This window comes from Mycoplasmopsis glycophila, assembly GCF_900660605.1.
GTDB lineage: Bacteria > Bacillota_I > Bacilli_A > Mycoplasmatales > Metamycoplasmataceae > Mycoplasmopsis > Mycoplasmopsis glycophila.
In genome coordinates, this window is record NZ_LR215024.1 from 128578 (window position 1) to 148202 (window position 19625).

At 28.2% G+C, this 19625-nt stretch carries 1 protein-coding gene; it reads left to right on the top strand.

The annotated features are described in order from the left end of the window. The first annotated feature begins 319 nt into the window (after positions 1-319). A complete protein-coding gene (locus tag EXC46_RS00445; protein WP_027333765.1) occupies positions 320-19522 on the top strand; it encodes a GA module-containing protein in 19203 nt (6400 codons plus the stop codon). Positions 19523-19625: the final 103 nt, after the last annotated feature.

Consider the following 19625-nt stretch of genomic DNA (forward strand, 5'->3'; position numbering starts at 1 on the left):
ATATTATAATAAATGTTTTTTATTTATTTTCGAAATAAACAAGAAAACGACAAAAATTCAGTACTTTTAGAAACTTTTATGTTTTAAAATGAACGCAACAAAAGACAATTTGAAAAAACAAAAATGTTTTCACTTTTTTGATAAAAATAGGATTTTAGTCTTCTAAAAAAAAAAAAAAAAACGTTTAGCGCTATGTGGTAGTCTTCTTGGTGTTTAATTGTTTCTTTTACTTTTGTATAATTTTTTTTATAAAACAAATTGAAATTTGGTTGTATATTTTAACTTTAGTTAAAATACTAGTTTAAAGTTGGAGGAATTTATGAAAAAGAAGACAATGAAGAAATTTACATTAGCGCTAGCGATGCCATTAACTGCTTCGTTAACTATTTTACCTTTATCTGGTAATACAATAGTAAATTCACCTAATCAACCTAATGGTGGAATGGATCAAGTGAATGATTTTATTTATGATGGAAAATATACTACAAGTTTGTTTTGAACTTCTAGATACAAGATTCATACAGATATTGAGGATGATTGATCGAAAAGCTTTACAAATCAAAATCAATCAAGTGATTTAGATAATTTCATTCAATTACACAATGCTTCAGGTGACAATTTTGATCCTGTTAATTTAACTGATTCTACAAAATTATCAAATGGTTGAGACATAAATTCTACAAGCACAACTTGATGATCAGATTCTGATGTTCAAAATCCTAATATATCCAAAAAATACTTAGTAAGATTTAATGGTGATGTAGCTGCCAGAAAAGAAGGTTATCTTGTTGGAGCAATCTACTTATCAAAAGATATGGCCTTAACTGGTAAATTAAACATAAACCTTAGAAATAAGAACAATTTAAGTGAATTTTATGAACAAAAATCATTCACAATTAGCGAAACTGAAAACACAGATGGTACACAAAACATTATTAATAGATTCAGAAGTATTAATACAAGCATAAGTACTCCTATAAATAATCCAAAAATTTGAAGTTTAGTTTATCATCCTGTTTATTCAGAAGCTCCAAGTATGAAAAGCAATGTTAGGGACGATATTGAAATAAATAACGGATATAAGTTTCTTAATAGTCAATATGGAGGTGATTCGAGAGATACTTTAGAAAGTAGAAAATTGGCTATTGATAGGTTTAGAAATACAAATATTAGTAATTATTTAATTCATAACAGATATGAAAATAAAAAAGCGCTTTGATCTTCTACATGAAGCAAATGAAGAGATGGCAAAGAACCTTGAAACTGAAGTAAAGGTCTTTTTAACAAATATTTAGACAGACAACCTTATGATACTTGATATCTTAATGTAGATTCTTTAAGAAATTTAAGAAATGCTAGTTCAGGAAAACCATATAATGTTTTAAACAAAAATGGTGGAGCCTTACTTCTTGTGTATTCTAACCAATTAGACCCTTCAAAACAGTATGTTATGGATATTGAATTTGAAGTAAAACCTAATATTTTTGATGATGGTACAGTTCCGATAGACTTTAACTCTAGTGGTGAGTCATTTTTTGGTGTATCAAGCATGACTCCACAAAACAAAAATGATGTTACTGGTAAAGATTATGATAATAGATATTTTTGATCAAATGGTATTATTCGTCATAGTGATAGAACAGAAACAACAAATATTAAATTTATAACCAGAGAAGAATTAAGTTCAGGTGTAGATGAAAGTGAAGAAATCCCTTCTTCTGCAAGTTTACAAATTTATAGAGCAGGAAATTCTTCTGCAAATAATATTTTAGAAGCAGATAGAAATTATCTAACAGTAAATAGAACATATTTACAAAATTCGACAAACAAAAAATCATTTAAAACAAGAAATAGTCTTATTTTAGAACCTAGCACAATTAAACCGGAAAAACTTTATAGTTACAATAATGAATTAAACAAGTGAACAAACGATTGATTATTTTTAAAAGCCACTTTAGGTACTGAAGAAGATCAAAAGAAATGAAAACCTACTTTAGCTAATAATGGGCAATTCCAAGCTAGCAATGAACTTAGATACAGAGATTATGTGGATCAAACTTTAACTTGAGATTACACCGATTATGAAAAACTTAGAAGACACATTGAGTCAAAACAGTGACTTACAAAAGGTCAAAAAGATTATTATAAAAATTTGATTTTAAATAGAGCTGATAAAAATAATTATTATTCAATATCAAATTATGACAATCTTAAAGCTGAAATTGATAAGCATGATAAAGCTCAAAAAGATGTGGAACAAGCTTATAATAAAATCGTTAATTACGTTACAGATAATAAAAGCAAATTCATATTTGCTTCTGATGATAAAAAACAACAAGTTATTAATGTTTTAAATACTTATTGAGAAGTTGGTTCTTTCAAAAGTTCATTTAACAACAATAATGATGGATTTTTAAAAAGAAATGAATACACAACTTTTAAACCTTTAACTTTTTTAACTAGTTCATTAAATGCAATTAATAATTATATAAACACAATCAAAATTCTTGAAAAATTAGATGGTGATTCTAGAATTAATGCATACAAAACTTCGATAGAGCAATATGATGTAATTAAAGAATCTCCATACAATAAACAAAGATTTACTAAGTTTTTAAATGAAATTAAAAATACTGCAGAAACAGAACTTGGTAAATTAACTCCTACTGTTTTTGGAGCTAATGGGGCAGCTAGCTTAGATGCTGTTAAAGCACAATGAACAAACAAATGAATTAATGATACAAATTATTGAGCTCAACTTAATGACTTAAAAAACTCAATTGACACAGCTGAATTAATTTATGATAAATCAAAAGTTATTAATGGTCAATTAAAAAGATTAAAAGATAATTTAACAGATGCAAATATTGATGCAAACCAACCTAAAAAATATTATTTATATGATTATTTACAAAAGTTTAAAAATTTAAATGGCAATGATATAAGCTCTTTATGAAAAGGGTATTCTTTTAGAGAATCTTTCAATCAACACGAAAGTGCTTGAAATGAATTATTTAAAGAGCTTATAGGAACATCTACTACAGATTCAAATAACATTTTTTCTGATGCTACAAATAAATATAAAAAAGATGATAATACTAAATACGTTCCTGAGAATTTAAAAAACATTTCTACAATCAAAACTAATTATGAAACAAAATTAGCATCATTAGTAGAGTCATTAAATAAATCATTTGGTAACGGAGCTAAATTAGTAGAAGAATTTGAAAAATATTCATATTTAACTAAAAAAGAACTTAGAAAATATTGAATTGGTACAAGCAACCAAAGAACTGATTATTTTGGTGATTTAAATGCCTTTTATGAAAATAGCCAATCACATAATTTAAATAATTTTGTAGTTTCTCCTTCTGATTCATTAGTAATGCAAGAATCAAATGATCAAGAAAAAGTTAATAAGTTCTTAAAAAACATATCTGATCGTGTTTACAGTAAAGCTGCTGAAGCTGTTAAAACTACAATTCAAGCTTTACAATACTTACCAACAGATTTAAAAGATAACTACAAAAATCAAATTAGTAGCTTAGTGACAACTAAAGCTAATGTTTTATACAAAAATGACACTGACTTTACAAGTATATTAAATGAAGCTAAATTAAAAGACGCAGAGCAAAAAAGAATTAATGATATTGCTACTACATTAACACAAGCAAATAAATTTGATTATGCTGGAAAAGATCAAGTTTTAGTTAATAATGCACAATTAAGTGGATTTAGTGCAGTTGATAAATCTCAATATCAAAACGTAAATATTATTATTAAGAAAATAGCTGAAACTGATCCGATAATTACTGGTGGTAAAGCTAAAGTTAGCTATATTGTTCAATCAAAAACTTATAATGATTTATATAGCTATTCAAATGCAAGTAGTGTTCCTGCAAATAATAGCGAATCAACTGAATCAAGCTGATCTACATCTGATTGAATTACGGGATTTAAACCAGATGCAGAAAGAGAAAAAGCTCGTTTAAATGCTTTAAACTTACAATTCAATAATTTACATAACAAAACACACCTTGCGAGCGAAATTAATACTTCTAATTTCGCTACTGAAATTCAAGTTGTTAATAATGTTCAAAATGTTCAATTTAACCCTACTACAGAAGAATTAGTTTCACTTTTATTTGAACCAAATGATAGAGATGGTAGTTTAGTAGTAAATTATGTAATTAAATCAAAACAATTACCAGAAGTTAAAATAGCACAAAGAGGTGCAACTGTTAATACAACTACTAACAAATTCAAAACCGAGCAAGATCGCCTTAATGCAATTTTCGCTTCTTTCAAAGCAACATTAAAAACAGCAATTAATAACAAAGCAAAACGCCTTCCAAGTCATGTTGCAGAATCTGAAGTAACTCAATTTAATGATTTAGCAAATGGTTCTAATGCAAAAGTTGTTTTTGTAACAAAAACAGCAAATGATAATGACGGAACCTTGACTATTGAATACAAAATCCAATCAACTAGATCAACTTTAGAAGATATTCAATCTTCAACTTCTAAAAATTTAACAGAAACTGGATTTTTAACACTTCTTGAACAAAAAAGAGCCCAAGTTATTAAATACATTAGTGATAGTAAAATTTTAGCTGACTCTGAAAAAACAACTTTAAAAGGTGAAGCAAATACTGCTAACTCAATTTCTGCTTTAGAAGCTATTGAAGAAAAAGCTAAAATTTGAGAATTATCAAATGGTGTTCAAACTCAATATACTTCATTAAACAATAATCAAGTAAAAGAAGTTGTTAAAAATATTCGTGCTAAATCAACACTTGCAGAAGCAAATGTTGTCTTTAATGATGTTCAACAATTAAATCAAGCAATGAGCAATTTACATGATAAAGTTATTGAACAATTAAAAGCTCTTATACCTAATAATTCATTAAGTAATGATCAAGATAAAACTGCAAAAACAGCAATTAATTACAAACTATCTGATTCAGATAAACAAACTGCTTATGATCAAGCTTTAAAAGCTGCTCAAGATCTTTTAAACAAAACAAGTGGTGAAAATAAAAACCAAACTGAAGTAAACACAATTTTAAGTAATTTAGAAAGTACATACGCAGCATTAAATGGAACTGTAAATAAAAATGATTTACATTCAAAAATAGATCAATTAACTCATTTATCTACTACACAAAAACAAGATCTTAAAAACTTAGTTGATGCGTCAAGTTCAAAAGAAGATGCTCAAAAGATTTACGAAAAAGGTAAATTATTTAACGATAACATTGGCCAATTTAAAGGCAAAATAAGAGAAGCAGACCTTGCTAAAACTACTGAAGCATACACAGAAGATACAACTACAAACCAAGGAACTTTTGACACAGCTTTAGGTAATGCAAATTCAGAATTAACAGCTTTACAAAACCAAAGTTTAAGTAATTTAAATGCAACTCAAATCGAAAATAAAGCTGGTGAAGTTGCAACAAAAACAACAACTTTAAATAATGCAATCAATGCTTTAGATGGATACAGAAACAAAGTTAAAAAATCATTGAATAACTGAGAATACTTAACTGCTAAACAAGTTGAATTGCTACAAAATAAAGTAAATAACGCAAGTAAAATACCTACTGATGATGAAGTTAATGCAATCTTAAATGAAGGTCTTAATTTAGCAAAAACTACTGCTAAAACAAAAATTACTCAAGATATTTATCCAAATTTAAACCCTTCAGAAATAAATAGTTATAAAGGGCTTGTTGATTCAGGTACAGTAATAAAAACAACAGGTGAAAAATACGACAAAAAACTTAAAGATTATGTAGATCAAGCTGCTCAAGATAATACAACTAAACAAAATGCAATTAATGCAATTAACGGTCTTGATACATTAACAGCAGGTCAAAAAGCTATTTTTGTTAATAGTATTAAAAATCAAGTTGCTGCTAGTGCTGCACAAAATCAAACTGCTGCAACTGAATTAAATGGTGCAATTAAAGATCTTAAAAAAGTTGTGTTAGAAAAACAAAAAGATTTAGCAGATGATCAAACATTAACATACGAAAATATGTTTAATGCTTCTAAAAATGATAAAAAATATAGACTCGCAGATACCGATAAACAAACTGCATATGATGCTAAATTAACAGAAATTAAAACTGCAATTGAAAAAGATAATGTTCAAAAATCTGAAATAGAAAAATTAAAACAACCGTTCTTGGATGCATTTGATGCATTAAATGGTGAAGAGAATGAAAGAGCATTACATGCTAAAATTGAATCTTTAACTAATTTAAACACAGATCAAAGAAATAATCTTAAAAAATTAGTTTCTGATGCTAACTCATTAGCTGATGCAAGAGCTATTGTCACAAATGCAACAACTTTAAATGATGCAATTGCCACATTAGAAGCGAAAATTACAAAAGCAAAAGAAGTTAAAGTGCAACCTATTTATCAAGGCGAAGATAATAAAAAACCTTTTGATGATGCTCTTAGCGAAGCTGAAACAACATTATCAGCTCTTAAATCAAATAATTTAGAAAGTTCTAGTGCAAGCGATTTACAATCAAAAGCAAGTGGATTAAATGCAAAAGAATCAGAACTTCAAACTGCGATTGATAATTTAGATGGTGTTAGAAAACAATTCAAAAAAGATCTTGCAGCAAAATGAAATTTATTAGAAGAAGGTGAAAAGAATACATTAATTTCTAAAGTTGATACTATTGCGAAAGATGAATTTAACGACACTAAAAAAGAAGAAATTGTTAAAGAAGGGTTCGGAACCGCTAAATCAAAAGCAAAAAGTAGATTATCAACCACTCCTTTCCCTAACACTGAATTTCCAAACCTTAATGCAAACGAATTAAATGCAATTGCTACAAAAATTGATTCAGAAACTGACACTCCATTTAACATTAATGCAGATAAATATGATGATTCTGTTGTTAAAACCTTAAATGAAGCTACAACAATAAATAAACAAAAACAACAAGCAATTGATAAGATAAATGATAAAACGGATCAAACAGAATATCATCATTTAACAGATAATCAAAGAGCTGAATTCGTCAAATTGATTAAATCTGAGCCACTTGCTAAAACACAAGAACTTCTTACTACTGCAAAACAACTTGATCAAGCAATCGCTGAAGCAAAAGGATTAGCTTTAGAAAAAGAAAAAGATTTAGCACAAGATACTAATTTAGCTTTTGAAAACATACCAAGTAATGCAAAAAGCAAACCAAAATATAAATTTGCAACTAACCAAAATGAATATGATTCAAAATTAACTGACTTATTAAGTGAAATTCAAAAATCAACCCCATTAGCTACAACAAGTTCTATTAATGCAGCAAAAACTAACTTTACAGATGCTTATAATGCACTTGATGGAGATGTTGAGCTAAATAAGCTTAAAACAAAAGTAAGTAGATTAGATAACTTAACTCCAACACAAAAAACAGAAATCAATACTTTATTAGATAATTCTGATAATTTAGAAGCTGCAAAACAAATTGCAACTAAAGCTGAAAATGTTCATAATTCTATTCAATCATTAAAAGATAAAATTGCTGATGCAGAAGCTGAAAAAGCTAAAACAATTTACACAAGCGATACACAAACAAAACGTGAAGATTTTGACGACGCTATTCAAGAAGCAAAAGATGCAATTGAAGATTACAAAGCACAAACATTCGATGCCGATGGTAAATTAGATTCATTAAATACAACTATTACAGATGATATTTCTACACTAAATGATGAAATTGACAAACTTGATGGTGATAGACAAGGATTAAGAGATGAAATAAATGCATACAGTGATGATTTACTTACAGATAAAACAACTTATTTAAACGAAATAAATGGTTTAAATAGAGTGAGTCCAGATGCTACTAGAGCAAAAATAATTTTAGATAGTGCATTTGATGCTGCTAAAACAGTTACAGAAAACAAAGTTAATGGTTTAGATCTTTTAACAAACGAAGAGAAAAAGACATTTACTGATGAAATAAACAAACCTGAAACTAAATCAGGAAGAAGCTCTACTAATCCAGATACAAAACTTAAAGAAGAAATTCAAAAAGCTGAAGTGGCAAGAAAACTTAAACAAGATGCTATCCAAGCAATTGAAGGAATGAGTGATTTAACTCGTGCTCAAAAAGATAAATTTATTGAGAAAATTAAATTAAGCAATAGTTCTGAAGCTGCAAACATTCAGGCTAATGCTCAAACTCTTAATGACAAGATTATTGTGGTAAAAGCAAAGATTGTCAAGGAAGTTCAAACACTCACGAATTCAAGTTCATTAGATTACGATCAAGCAAAAACAAAAACAAATAGCGACTTTATCTTAAGTAAATATAAATTCGAAGATGCTGCAACCAAATCAGATTACGATACAAAATTAGCTACTTTAAAAGCTTTACTTGAAAACAAAGAAGTTGATACTTTGGCAACTCAAATCGAAGAAGCACAAACAAACTTAAAACAAGCATATGATGATCTTAATGGTGATGAGGAACTTAAGAAATTAAAAGAAAAAATCGATGCATTAAACAATTTAAGCAATTCTGTTCCAAATAATCAAATTGAGCAACTTAAAAATAATATTAATACAGCTAATACTTTAGAAGATGCTGCAAAAATTGTTACTGCTGCTGAAACTTTAAATACCGAAATTGGTGCTTTAAATCAAGAAATCAAAAAAGCAAATAACCTCAAAGCTAGCGATGAGCTTTACACTAAAGATACAGAATCAAACAAAGAAACTTATGATAATGCAATCAAAGCTGCTCAAGATAAATTAGATGCACTTAAAGCTAAAGATTTAACAACTTCAACTAAAGAGAACATAAAATCATTTGAAAATGAAGCTTCAAACGCTAAAACAGAGTTAGAAAATGCTAAAGAGATCTTAAATGGTTATAAAGAAGATCTTAAAAACGATTTAAGTAATTGAGAACTTTTAAGTGAAGAACAAATTAAAGAGCTTAAACAAGCTATTGAAGACTTAACGGACAAAAAACCTACAGATGAACAACGCACTAATCTTTTAAATGGGTACTTTGCTAAAGCTCAAGAGGCTGGAAAAGCTAAATTAATTGATACTGAATATCCAAACTTAAGTACAGATGAATTAGATCAATTAAAAGGCGAAGTTACTAAAGCTCAAGTAAATGCTACTAAAGATGCAACACATGATGATAGTGTTAAAGCTATTTTGGATAAAGCTGCGCAATGAAACACAACTAAAGCAAATGCGATTGCAGAAGTTAATAAGCTAACTAATTTAACCGTAGACCAAAAAGCTAAATTCATTGAGAAAATTCAAACAAACAGTACTTCTGAAGCTGTCAATATTCAAAATAGTGCAACTGGACTTGATGGAAAAATTGCTACTGCTAAAGCTGAAATTGTTTCAGAAATTAAAACTTTATCTAACACAAATTCTTTAACATATGATCAATCTAAAGATAAAGCAAACACTGATTTCACAGCCGGCAAATATAGATTTGAAGAAGCAAGTAAAAAAGCTGCTTATGATTCAAAATTAACTGCTTTAAAAGACTTAATTGCAAATTCAAATGTTGATGCTATAACAAGTCAAATTGATCAAGCTAAATCAAACTTACAAGATGCATTTAATGCCCTTAATGGTGATGCTGAACTTAATAAATTAAAAGAAGAGTTAGGTAAATTAACTAATTTAAACCCTACTCAAATTAAAAATCTTAAAATAAATGCTGATAAAGCAGATACTTTAGAAAAAGCTAAAGAAATCGTTGAAGCTGCTAAAAAACTTAACACTGAAATCGGTAATTTAAAAGATGCAATTGATGCTGCGAATACTTTTAAAGCAACTGATGATCTTTATACTAAAGATACAGAAACAAGCAAACAAGCTTACGATGACGCAATTACTGTTGCTGAAAATAAATTAAATGAACTTAAAGGTAAAGATTTAACAAGTTCATCAAAAGAAGATTTAGAAGGTATAGCTAGAGAAGCAACAAATGCTACATCTACTTTAAAGGGAGCTCAAAATAACTTAAATGGTTATAAAGAAGATCTTAAGAACGATTTAAGTAATTGAGATGTTTTACCTAATAATGAAATAGAAGAGCTCAAAAAAGAAATCGATAAGTTACAAAACAAAAAACCTACAAATGATGAACGTAAAACTCTTTTAGATAAATACTTTGGTAAAACTCAAACAGAAGGTAAATCTAAATTAACTCAAAATCAATATCCAAACTTAACTAAAAATGAATTAAATGAGTTAAAAGAAAATGTTGATTCTGCTGCTGTAAATGTAAATAAATACGAAAAACACGATAATAGTGTTAAAGATATTTTAGATAAAGCTCAAGAATGAAATGATGCTAAAAATACAGCAATTACAGAAATTAATGATTTAGATAATTTAACCGATGATCAAAAACAAACTTTAGTTAATGAAGTTAAATCTAGCTCACACGATCAAGCTACAGCTATTAAAGATAAAGCTGTTGCACTTGATGCTTCAGTTAAAGCTTTAAAAGATGAAGCATTACGTGAACTTAAAGAATTAAGCAAAAATGATAACTTAACTCCCGAAAATATGTTTGATGCAGGCAAAACGGCTAATAAATATAAATCAGCTGAATCAGAGCTTAAAACCAAATATGATGAAGCGCTAGATAAAGCTAAAGAATTATTAAGTAAAGCAAATGTAACTAAAGATGAAATTGAGAGTGCAAAAACAGCTTTAGAAGCAGCCTTTAACGCTCTTAATGGTGGTGATCAAATTAACGATCTTAAAAGCCAAGTTAATGGTTTAAATAACTTAACTCCAGAGCAAAAAAATCAAATTAAAGATCTAATTGAAAATGCTGATAATTTAGAAACTGCTAAAGATATTCTTAAAAAATCTAATGACTTGAATGTAAATCTTGGTAAGTTAAAAGACAAAATCATAGATGCTGAATCTAAGATAAATGATCCAATTTACTCAAACGATACTACTGATAAAAAATCCGCTTTTAATAAAGCAATTGAAAGTGCTAAAAAAGATTTAGAGAATTATTCTAAAGTAGACTTTACTAATGCAACTGCCGAAACAATTTCGAGCACAACAGATGATGTTAACACAAGTGTCGAGACTTTAGATAGTGCAATTAATGCACTCGATGGAAATAGACAAGCATTAAGAGATGAAATTAATGCTTACCAAGATGATTTATTAGTTGATAAAAACACTTATTTAGAAAAAATTAATAAGTTAAATCAAAAAGATTTCCAAGCAAGTGAAGGTGAAGCGATCTTAAATGAAGCATTTGATGCAGCTAAAGAAAAAGCGAAAGAAAAAATTGACGCTTTAAGTAATTTAACTAAATCTGAAACAGATGCTTACAAGCAACAAATGACTTCAGCAGTAAAAGGTGCTTCAAATGCTCCTGATAGTAATTTAAGTTCAATTATTACAAACGCTTCAAATGATAATACAACTAAAGAAGATGCAATTGATAGAATTAAAGCGTTACCTAACTTAACTATAGGTCAAAAAGAAGAATTTGAAAGACAAATTAAAGCACAGCCAGTAGCTAATGTTACTGACATTGAAGCTAAAGCTAATGCTTTAAACACTGAAATTCCAGTAGCTAAACAATATGCTACTGATATGGCTAATAAGAAAAATGATCTTAAATACAAATGAGCTGATAATCAAGAACAATTTGATAACAAACTTCAAGCATTAAATGATTTAATTAATTCAAATACAGCTACAAAAGAACAAATAGAAGCTGCTAAAACAGATTTAGAAAATGCATACAACACACTTAATGGTGAAAATAGATTAGATGAGTTAAAAACTAAAATTGGTGAACTTAACCACTTAAGTGATTCTCAAAAAGGTAAACTTAAAGAAACACTTGGAACTATTGATAATTATGAAAATGGTGAAATATTTGTAGAATCTGCAAAATCACTAGATAATAAAGTAGGTGCATTAAAAGCAAAAATTCAAGATGCTAAAGACAAAAAAGTAGATCCTATCTATTCAAAAGATACAACTGAAAAACAACAAGCATTTGATACCGCAATCACTAATGCTGAAACAGCTTTAGGAAATTATTTAGCAGAAGATTTAAGTAATTTAGATGCTACTCAGTTAGATGCAAAAGAAACTCCAATTGATCAGAGCATTTCCGCATTAAATGATGAAATTGACAAACTTGATGGAAAAAGACAAGCATTAAGAGATGAAATCAACGCATACAGTAATGATTTAATTTCAGAAGCTGACAAAAAATCATACATCGATAGAATCAATGCTTTAAATCAAAAAGATCCTGCTACTGAAGATGCTAACAAGATCTTAAGTGACGCTTTTGAAGCGGCTCAAAACAAAGCTAAAACAATAATTAATGATTTACCAAACTTAAATCAAGATGAAAAAGATAGTTTTATTCAGTCATTAGATCAAGCACAAAAAGGTAATTCAACTAGCCCTGATTCTAATTTAAATCAAATTATTACTAAAGCTAAAGAAGATAATAAAACTAAACAAGATGCAATTGATGCAATCAAAAAATTAACTCATTTAAACGAAGTTCAAATACAACATTTTGAAAAAGAAGTTAAATCTGAATCAACTAGTGAAGCTTCAAAAATTCAAACAAAAGCTGAAACTTTAGATTTTAAGATTCAAGATACTAAAGAAACTTACTTACCAGCAAAAGAAGTAAATAAAGAAGAGCTTAAATATAAATGAGCTGATAATCAAGGTGCATTCGATACCAAAATTCAAGAACTTACAGATTTAATTGAAACAAGTGATGTAACTATTGAAGCAATTGAAACTGCTAAAACAACTTTAGAAGAAGCTTACAATGCCTTAAATGGTGAAACTAAATTAAATGCTTTAAAAGAGAGAATTGGTGCTTTAAATAAATTAGAAGAAGCTCAAAGAGAAAGTCTTAAGACTACTTTACCTACTCTTGATTCTTACGAAGCAGCAGAAGAATTTGTAACAAAAGCAGAACAATTAAATAATAAGATATCTAATTTAGATGCAAAAATTGCTGAAGCCGAAGGTAAAAAAGCAGATCCTATTTACTCAAATGATACAAGTGCAAAACAACAAGCATTTGATAGTGTAATCGTTCAAGCAAAAGCTGCAAGAGAAGCATTAAAACAAGAAGCTTTAAATTCTGAAAACGCTACTTCGCTTGATGCAAAAACAACAAAAGTAAATGAGGAAATTACAAAATTAGATGAAGCTATTGCAAAACTTGATGGAAAACGTGAAGCAATTAGAACTGAAATTAATGCTTACACAGATCAGCTTTTACCTCAAGATAGAAAACAAGAATACTTAAAAGAAGTTGAAGTTCTTGATAGAGAAAACCCTGATCAAGCTAAATTGGAAGACATCTTAAATAGAGCATTCCAAGAAGCGCAAAATAAAGCAAAAGAAATAATTAGCGGATATAAACACACTGATAATAAAAGCACTACTTCTTCAAAATACTTAAATGATGAAGATATTAGATTATTAGATGTTAAAGTTAATAATGCAACAAAAGACACTAATTCTGATCCGCTTTCTCCAGACAAAAACTTACTTACTGTTTTAAAAGAAGCGCAAGATTCAAATAATGACAAACAAACAGCTATTACAAAAATAGATGGCCTTCCACATTTAAATGATCTTCAAAAAGCTGATTTAAAAACAGAAATTATTGATACTTTATCTTCAGGAACAACTGAAGTATCTAATAAAGCAGATGCTTTAAATGCTTCAATGTTAACTGCTAAAAACACTATTGTTACTGAACTTAAAGAATTAACAAATAATACTGCTCTTACAGTTGAAACTTTAAATGATGATGCTTATAATAAAGACAAAGTAGCCGATAAATACAAATTTGCTAACGAAGAACTTCGTACAGATTATGATGCAAAATTAGATACTTTAAAAACTGTTCTTACTCAAAACAGTGATAAATCAACAATTGATACAAAAACAAAAGAGTTAAAAGAAGCATACGAAAAACTTGTAAAAAGCAGTGAAGAAAACAAAAAAGCATATGATGATGTACTTAATGAGCTTGATAAGTTAGATCAAGATCAAAAAGATAAACTCAAAGAAGTTATAAATAATGCTGCAAATAAAGAAGAAGCAGACAAAATTATTGAAGCTGCTAAAAAATTCAATCTTTCACTTGATGAACTTGAAAAACAAATTGCTGCAACAAAAGCAAAACAAGCTCTTACTATTTACGCAAACGATGCTCAAGATAGAAAAGAATCGGTTGATGAACAGTTAACTAATGCTGAAACTGTACTTAAAAATCTAAAAGCAAATCCATTAGATAATTTAAACGAAGAATTATTAAATAGCCTAGCTGGTCAAGCAGATACCGCTAAAGATTCATTAAAAACAGCTACAGATGCTCTTGATGGAATTAGAGAAGTCGCAAGAAACAATGTTAAAGACCACTTCCCTACATTAACAGAAGAACAAAAAGCTGCTTTAGTTGGGAAAATTAATAATTTACCTAAAGAAACTGATGATACAGCAATTGATCTAATTTACAATAACGGATTAGAATATGCTAAAACTAATGCTAAAGAAGAACTTAAAACTCTTGGTCTATTAACTCAAGATGAAAGAAATACTTATGAAGCTAAAATTGATGAAGCCGCAATTGACCTAAGTGATGCAGACTATGCAATCAATGTTAAAAAAGCAATCGATGCAGCTAAAGAAGCTCAAAAAGCTAAATTAGATGCTATTAGCGCAGTTAATAAATTAGAACACCTAAATAAAGCTCAAAAAGATGCTTATGCAAATCAAATTACTAATGCTGAAGCTTCAGAAGCAAATAGTAAATTAGAAGCTTCTAAAACATTAAATAACAAAATGGGAGAATACAAAAATCTTTCAAAAGTTAATGAAGAAGATATTGATTATAAAGAAGCGAGCGAAAATAAACAACAAGCTTACCAAAATGCTCTTACTACAAGAGACAAAGATTTTAGTGATGAAAATGGTTCAAACTTAAGCCTTGATGCTGTTGAAAAGAGAATTGAAGCATTTAACAATGCTAAAGACGATTTAGACGGTGAGGAAAGACTTGCTAAAGCTAAAGCAGATGCTATTGCTAAAATTGAAGGAACTACTCCAGAGTATACTCACTTAACAGCTGAACAAAAAGAAACTGCAAAAGAGCAAATCAATAAACAAACATCACTTGCTGGTGTAAATGAAGTTGATGCAAATAATGGTAAAGTTGATAGCTTAATGGATACTCTTAATAAATACATCGCTAATGCACCTGAACTTAAGAAAGAAATTAACTATACAGGTTCAGAAGCAAACTTAAGAGAAAATTACAATAATGCAATTAAAGCTGGTGAAACATTCTTAAATGATCTTCCAAATCAAACTAATAAACTAGATGCTTCTGCTCTTGAAACTGTAAATAAAGCAATTAATGATGCAATTAAAGCACTTAATGGTGAAGAAAACATTACAAGAGTTAGAAATGAAGAAGAAGCTAAAGTTGACGCTTTAGAAAATCTTAATGATGCTCAAAAAGCAGCTATTAAAGAAAAAATGGATAAAGCTACAACTCCGGAAGCTATTAGAAATGAAACGGCAGTTGCAAATAGTCTTGATACAAAAATGGGCGAACTTAAAGATGCTGTTAATAATGCGAGCGATGTTAAAAATACTTCAAATTACAGAAATGAAGATGAAGCAGAAAGAACTCGTTTTGATAACGCATATAATGATGCAAACAATTTAGTTACTAAAGAAACTGGAAGTGCAATTTTAGATGAAGAAGTAATTCAAGGTAAAATCAATGAATTAAACTCAGCTAAAGATGCGCTTAAAGGTGAAGAAAAATTAGCTAAAGCTAAAGAAAATGTAGTTAGTGAAATTGACAAATTAGAAAATCTAAATAAAGCTCAAAAAGATGCATTAAAAGACAAAGTAAATGATCCAGATACTGACTTAATTGCTAATGTAAATCAAGTAGTTGCCGATTCTAAAACATTAGATGATGCAATGAAAGATTTAAAAGATACAGCTAAAGCAATTCAAGATGAACTCGATAAAGAAAATAATCTTAAATATAAAGCTGCTGGTGAACCTTCAAAAGGAAACTTTGATAATGCACGTCAAGCAGTTGAAGATTTAGTTGGAAATAATGAACATCCAGATGGAATTAATGTTGATATTGCTGCTGTTAATAAAGCAAAAGAAGATTTAATTGATGCTGCAAACAAACTTGATGGAAACACTAACTTCAAAAATGCTAAAGATTTAGCAATTGAAAAAGTTAAAGGCACTGACCTTTCTCCTGAGGAAAAACAAGCTTTAATTGATCAAATTATGAAAGTTAAAGATCCTGAAGATACAACTGATGAAGAAGATATTAAGAGATTCCAAGATGAGCTTAATAAAATAGTTGATAAAGCAGATTTAATTAAAGACATTAAAGCAAATGATAAATTAACAGATAAGCAAAAAGAAGATCTAATTGAAGATGTTCTTAATGCTAATGTTGATGATAAAGCTAATGAATTAGAAAATAAAAATTCATATGCTGATACTCTTGAAAACATTAACAAGAAAAAAGATTTCTATGAAGAAATTAACGACAATCCAACTCTTACACAAAAAGATAAAGATAAGTTAACAGAAAATGTTTCAGATCTTGATCCAAGAAATAAAAACTTTGAAACTCTTCTTGATAATGAAAAAGCTAAAAAAGATCTAGTTGAAGAAATTAGAAACAAAGATCATTTAACTGAAGATCAAAAAGATGCTCTTGCAGAAGAAGCTCTTAATTTAGATAATAAAGATGATCAAATTGATGAAAAAATTCAAAAAATTAAAGATAAAGCAGATTTAATTAACGAGATTCAAAATAAAGATAATTTAACTAAAGAAGATAAGAAAAAATTAAGTGATGAAATCCTTAATATTGAAAAAGATAGTTCTACGTTAGATGACAAACTTGATAAAATCAAAGATAAAATTGATTTAATTGAAGAAATTCGTCAAAATGATCAAATTGATGAAGAAACAAAAGAAAAATTAGTAGATCAAGTTCATGAAACTAAAAACGACTCTGAAACAATTGATGATGAATTAGCTAATATTAAAGCTAAAGAAGATGCAATTGAAAAAATCAAAAATGATCCAGAGTTAACTGACAAACAAAAAGAAAATCTTATCAATGAAATCTTAAATCTTGACAACAAACAAGATCCAGAAGAATTTAAGAAACAACTTGAAAATATTGATAAAAAGGCAGATTTATATAAAGAAATTAATAATTCGGACCTTGAAGAATATCAAAAAGATCATCTTCTTGAAGAACTAGATCCTGTTGATAGTAATGATACAAGTGCTGATACAATTTTTAACAACATCAGAGATAAGATGAAAGAATTTGAGAAAATTGATAGCAATGAAAATCTTACATATAAAGATAAAGAAAAACTTATTAATCAATTAATTAAGACTCCAAGTGATGATCCTAAATTTAAAGATAAGCTTGAAGATATCGATTCGAAATTAACTTTAATTGATGAAATCCGTAAGGATGACAAACTTGATGAAGAACTTAAAGATAAACTAATTAATCAAGTAATTGAAATTGAAAACGGAACAGAAGAAACTGATAAAGAACTTGAAAATATCAAAGCTAAAAAAGATGCAATTGATCAAATTGTTGATAAGAACATTACTAAAGAACAAAAAGATAAGTTGATTGATGAACTTGTAAATCTTGATAATAAACAACCTAAAGAAAATCTTCAAACTGAAATTGATAATGCTAATAAAAAAGCTGATTTATATGAAGCAATCAATAATTCAAATCTTTCAGATGAAGAAAAAGCTAAATTAATCGAACTTGTTGATAACACAAAAATCACTGATCCATCTGCATCGCAGCAACTTGATAATATTAAGAATATTCTTGATCAACTTAAAAGAATTCATGCTGATGAAACATTAAGTGATGATGATAAAACAAGACTTGCTAATGAAGCAATTAATAATAATCCACGCGAAACGAACTATCAAGATATTGCAAAAAACATTGACAAAAAACACGAAGCTATTAGTGAAATTAGACAAAATGATAATTTAACTGATGCTCAAAAAGATGCTCTTGCTAAAGAAATAGCAGAATTAGACAGCTCTGATCCTGACTTTGATTCTAAATTAGACAATATTAAGAAAAAAGTTGATCTTATTGTGAAAGGTCAAACTAGTGAAGATCTTACTGATGAAGATAAAGCTAAATTAATTAAAGAAATTATTGAGCTTAATCCTAATGATGATCAATTTAGTACAAAACTAAATAACATCGAGAAAAAAATCGATCTTGTAACAGAAATTCGTAAAGATCCAAAAATTAGTGATGATATTAAAGATATTCTTGTGGACAAAGCGCTTCAAATTGAAAATGATTCAGAAATAATCAATGATGAAGTATGTAACATCATTGTTAAGAAAGATGTTATTGGAGAAATTCAAAATGATACTTTACTAAATGATAAAATCAAAAATCATTTTATTGATGAAGTTCTTAATTTAGATAACAAACAACCGCAAGAACAACATCAAAAACAAATTGATAATATCAAAGATCAAATCACTAAAATGAAAGAAATTGAGTCTAATATCGTTCTAACAGATGAAGATAAAAAACAACTTAAAGAAGATGTTTTATCAAACGATCCAACTAGCTCAAATTACGATGATATTGCTAACAAGATAGATAAAAAAGAACAAGCAATCATGAAAGTTAGAGAAAACAATAATTTAACTAACGATCAAAAAGATTCGATTGCTAAAAATATTAGAGAACTTGATGAAACTAGTGAAACTTTTGACAAAGATTTAGAAAACGAATTAGCGAAAGCTGATTTAATTGCAAAATTAAACCAAGATTCTAAAGAAGATAAACTAACAGAACAAGATAAAAATAAACTTGTAGATGAAGTAATTAAACTTCCAAACAATGATCAAACAAATGATAATCTTGAGGAAATCAAGATTAAAGAAGAACTTGTTAAAGACATTCATCAAAATGAAAATCTTCCTCAAAAAACAAAAGAAGATTTAAGAAAAGAAGTTATTGATAATTCAGTAGAAGAACCGAACTTCAAAGACAAACATGATGTGTTAAAAAACAAATTTGTTGATGTACAAGAATTAACTAATACAAGAAACCAATTAGTTGATTTAACTAATAGTAAAAAATACCCAAAATACACCAAAGAACAACAAGAAGCAATTCAAAAAGCTATTGCAGACAGCGATAAGATTTTAAATGATATTACTTCATACAACTTAGGTGATATAACAGGACAAACCAATATCAATAAAGAACTTCTTGAAATGCAACCACTTAGAGGATGAAACAAGAATTGATTATGACTTCTTGTTCCACTTGGTTTATTTCCATTCTTCTGATGATGATTCTTTATTCTTGCAAAGAGAAGAAAAAAAGACGAAGAAGATAAATAATACGCAATCTTAAAGAAGACAGAAATAAAACTTTCTGTCTTTTTTGTGTTTTTTATCTGTTTTTTTAAATCACATACCCTGAAAAAAATTAGCAGAAAAGAGT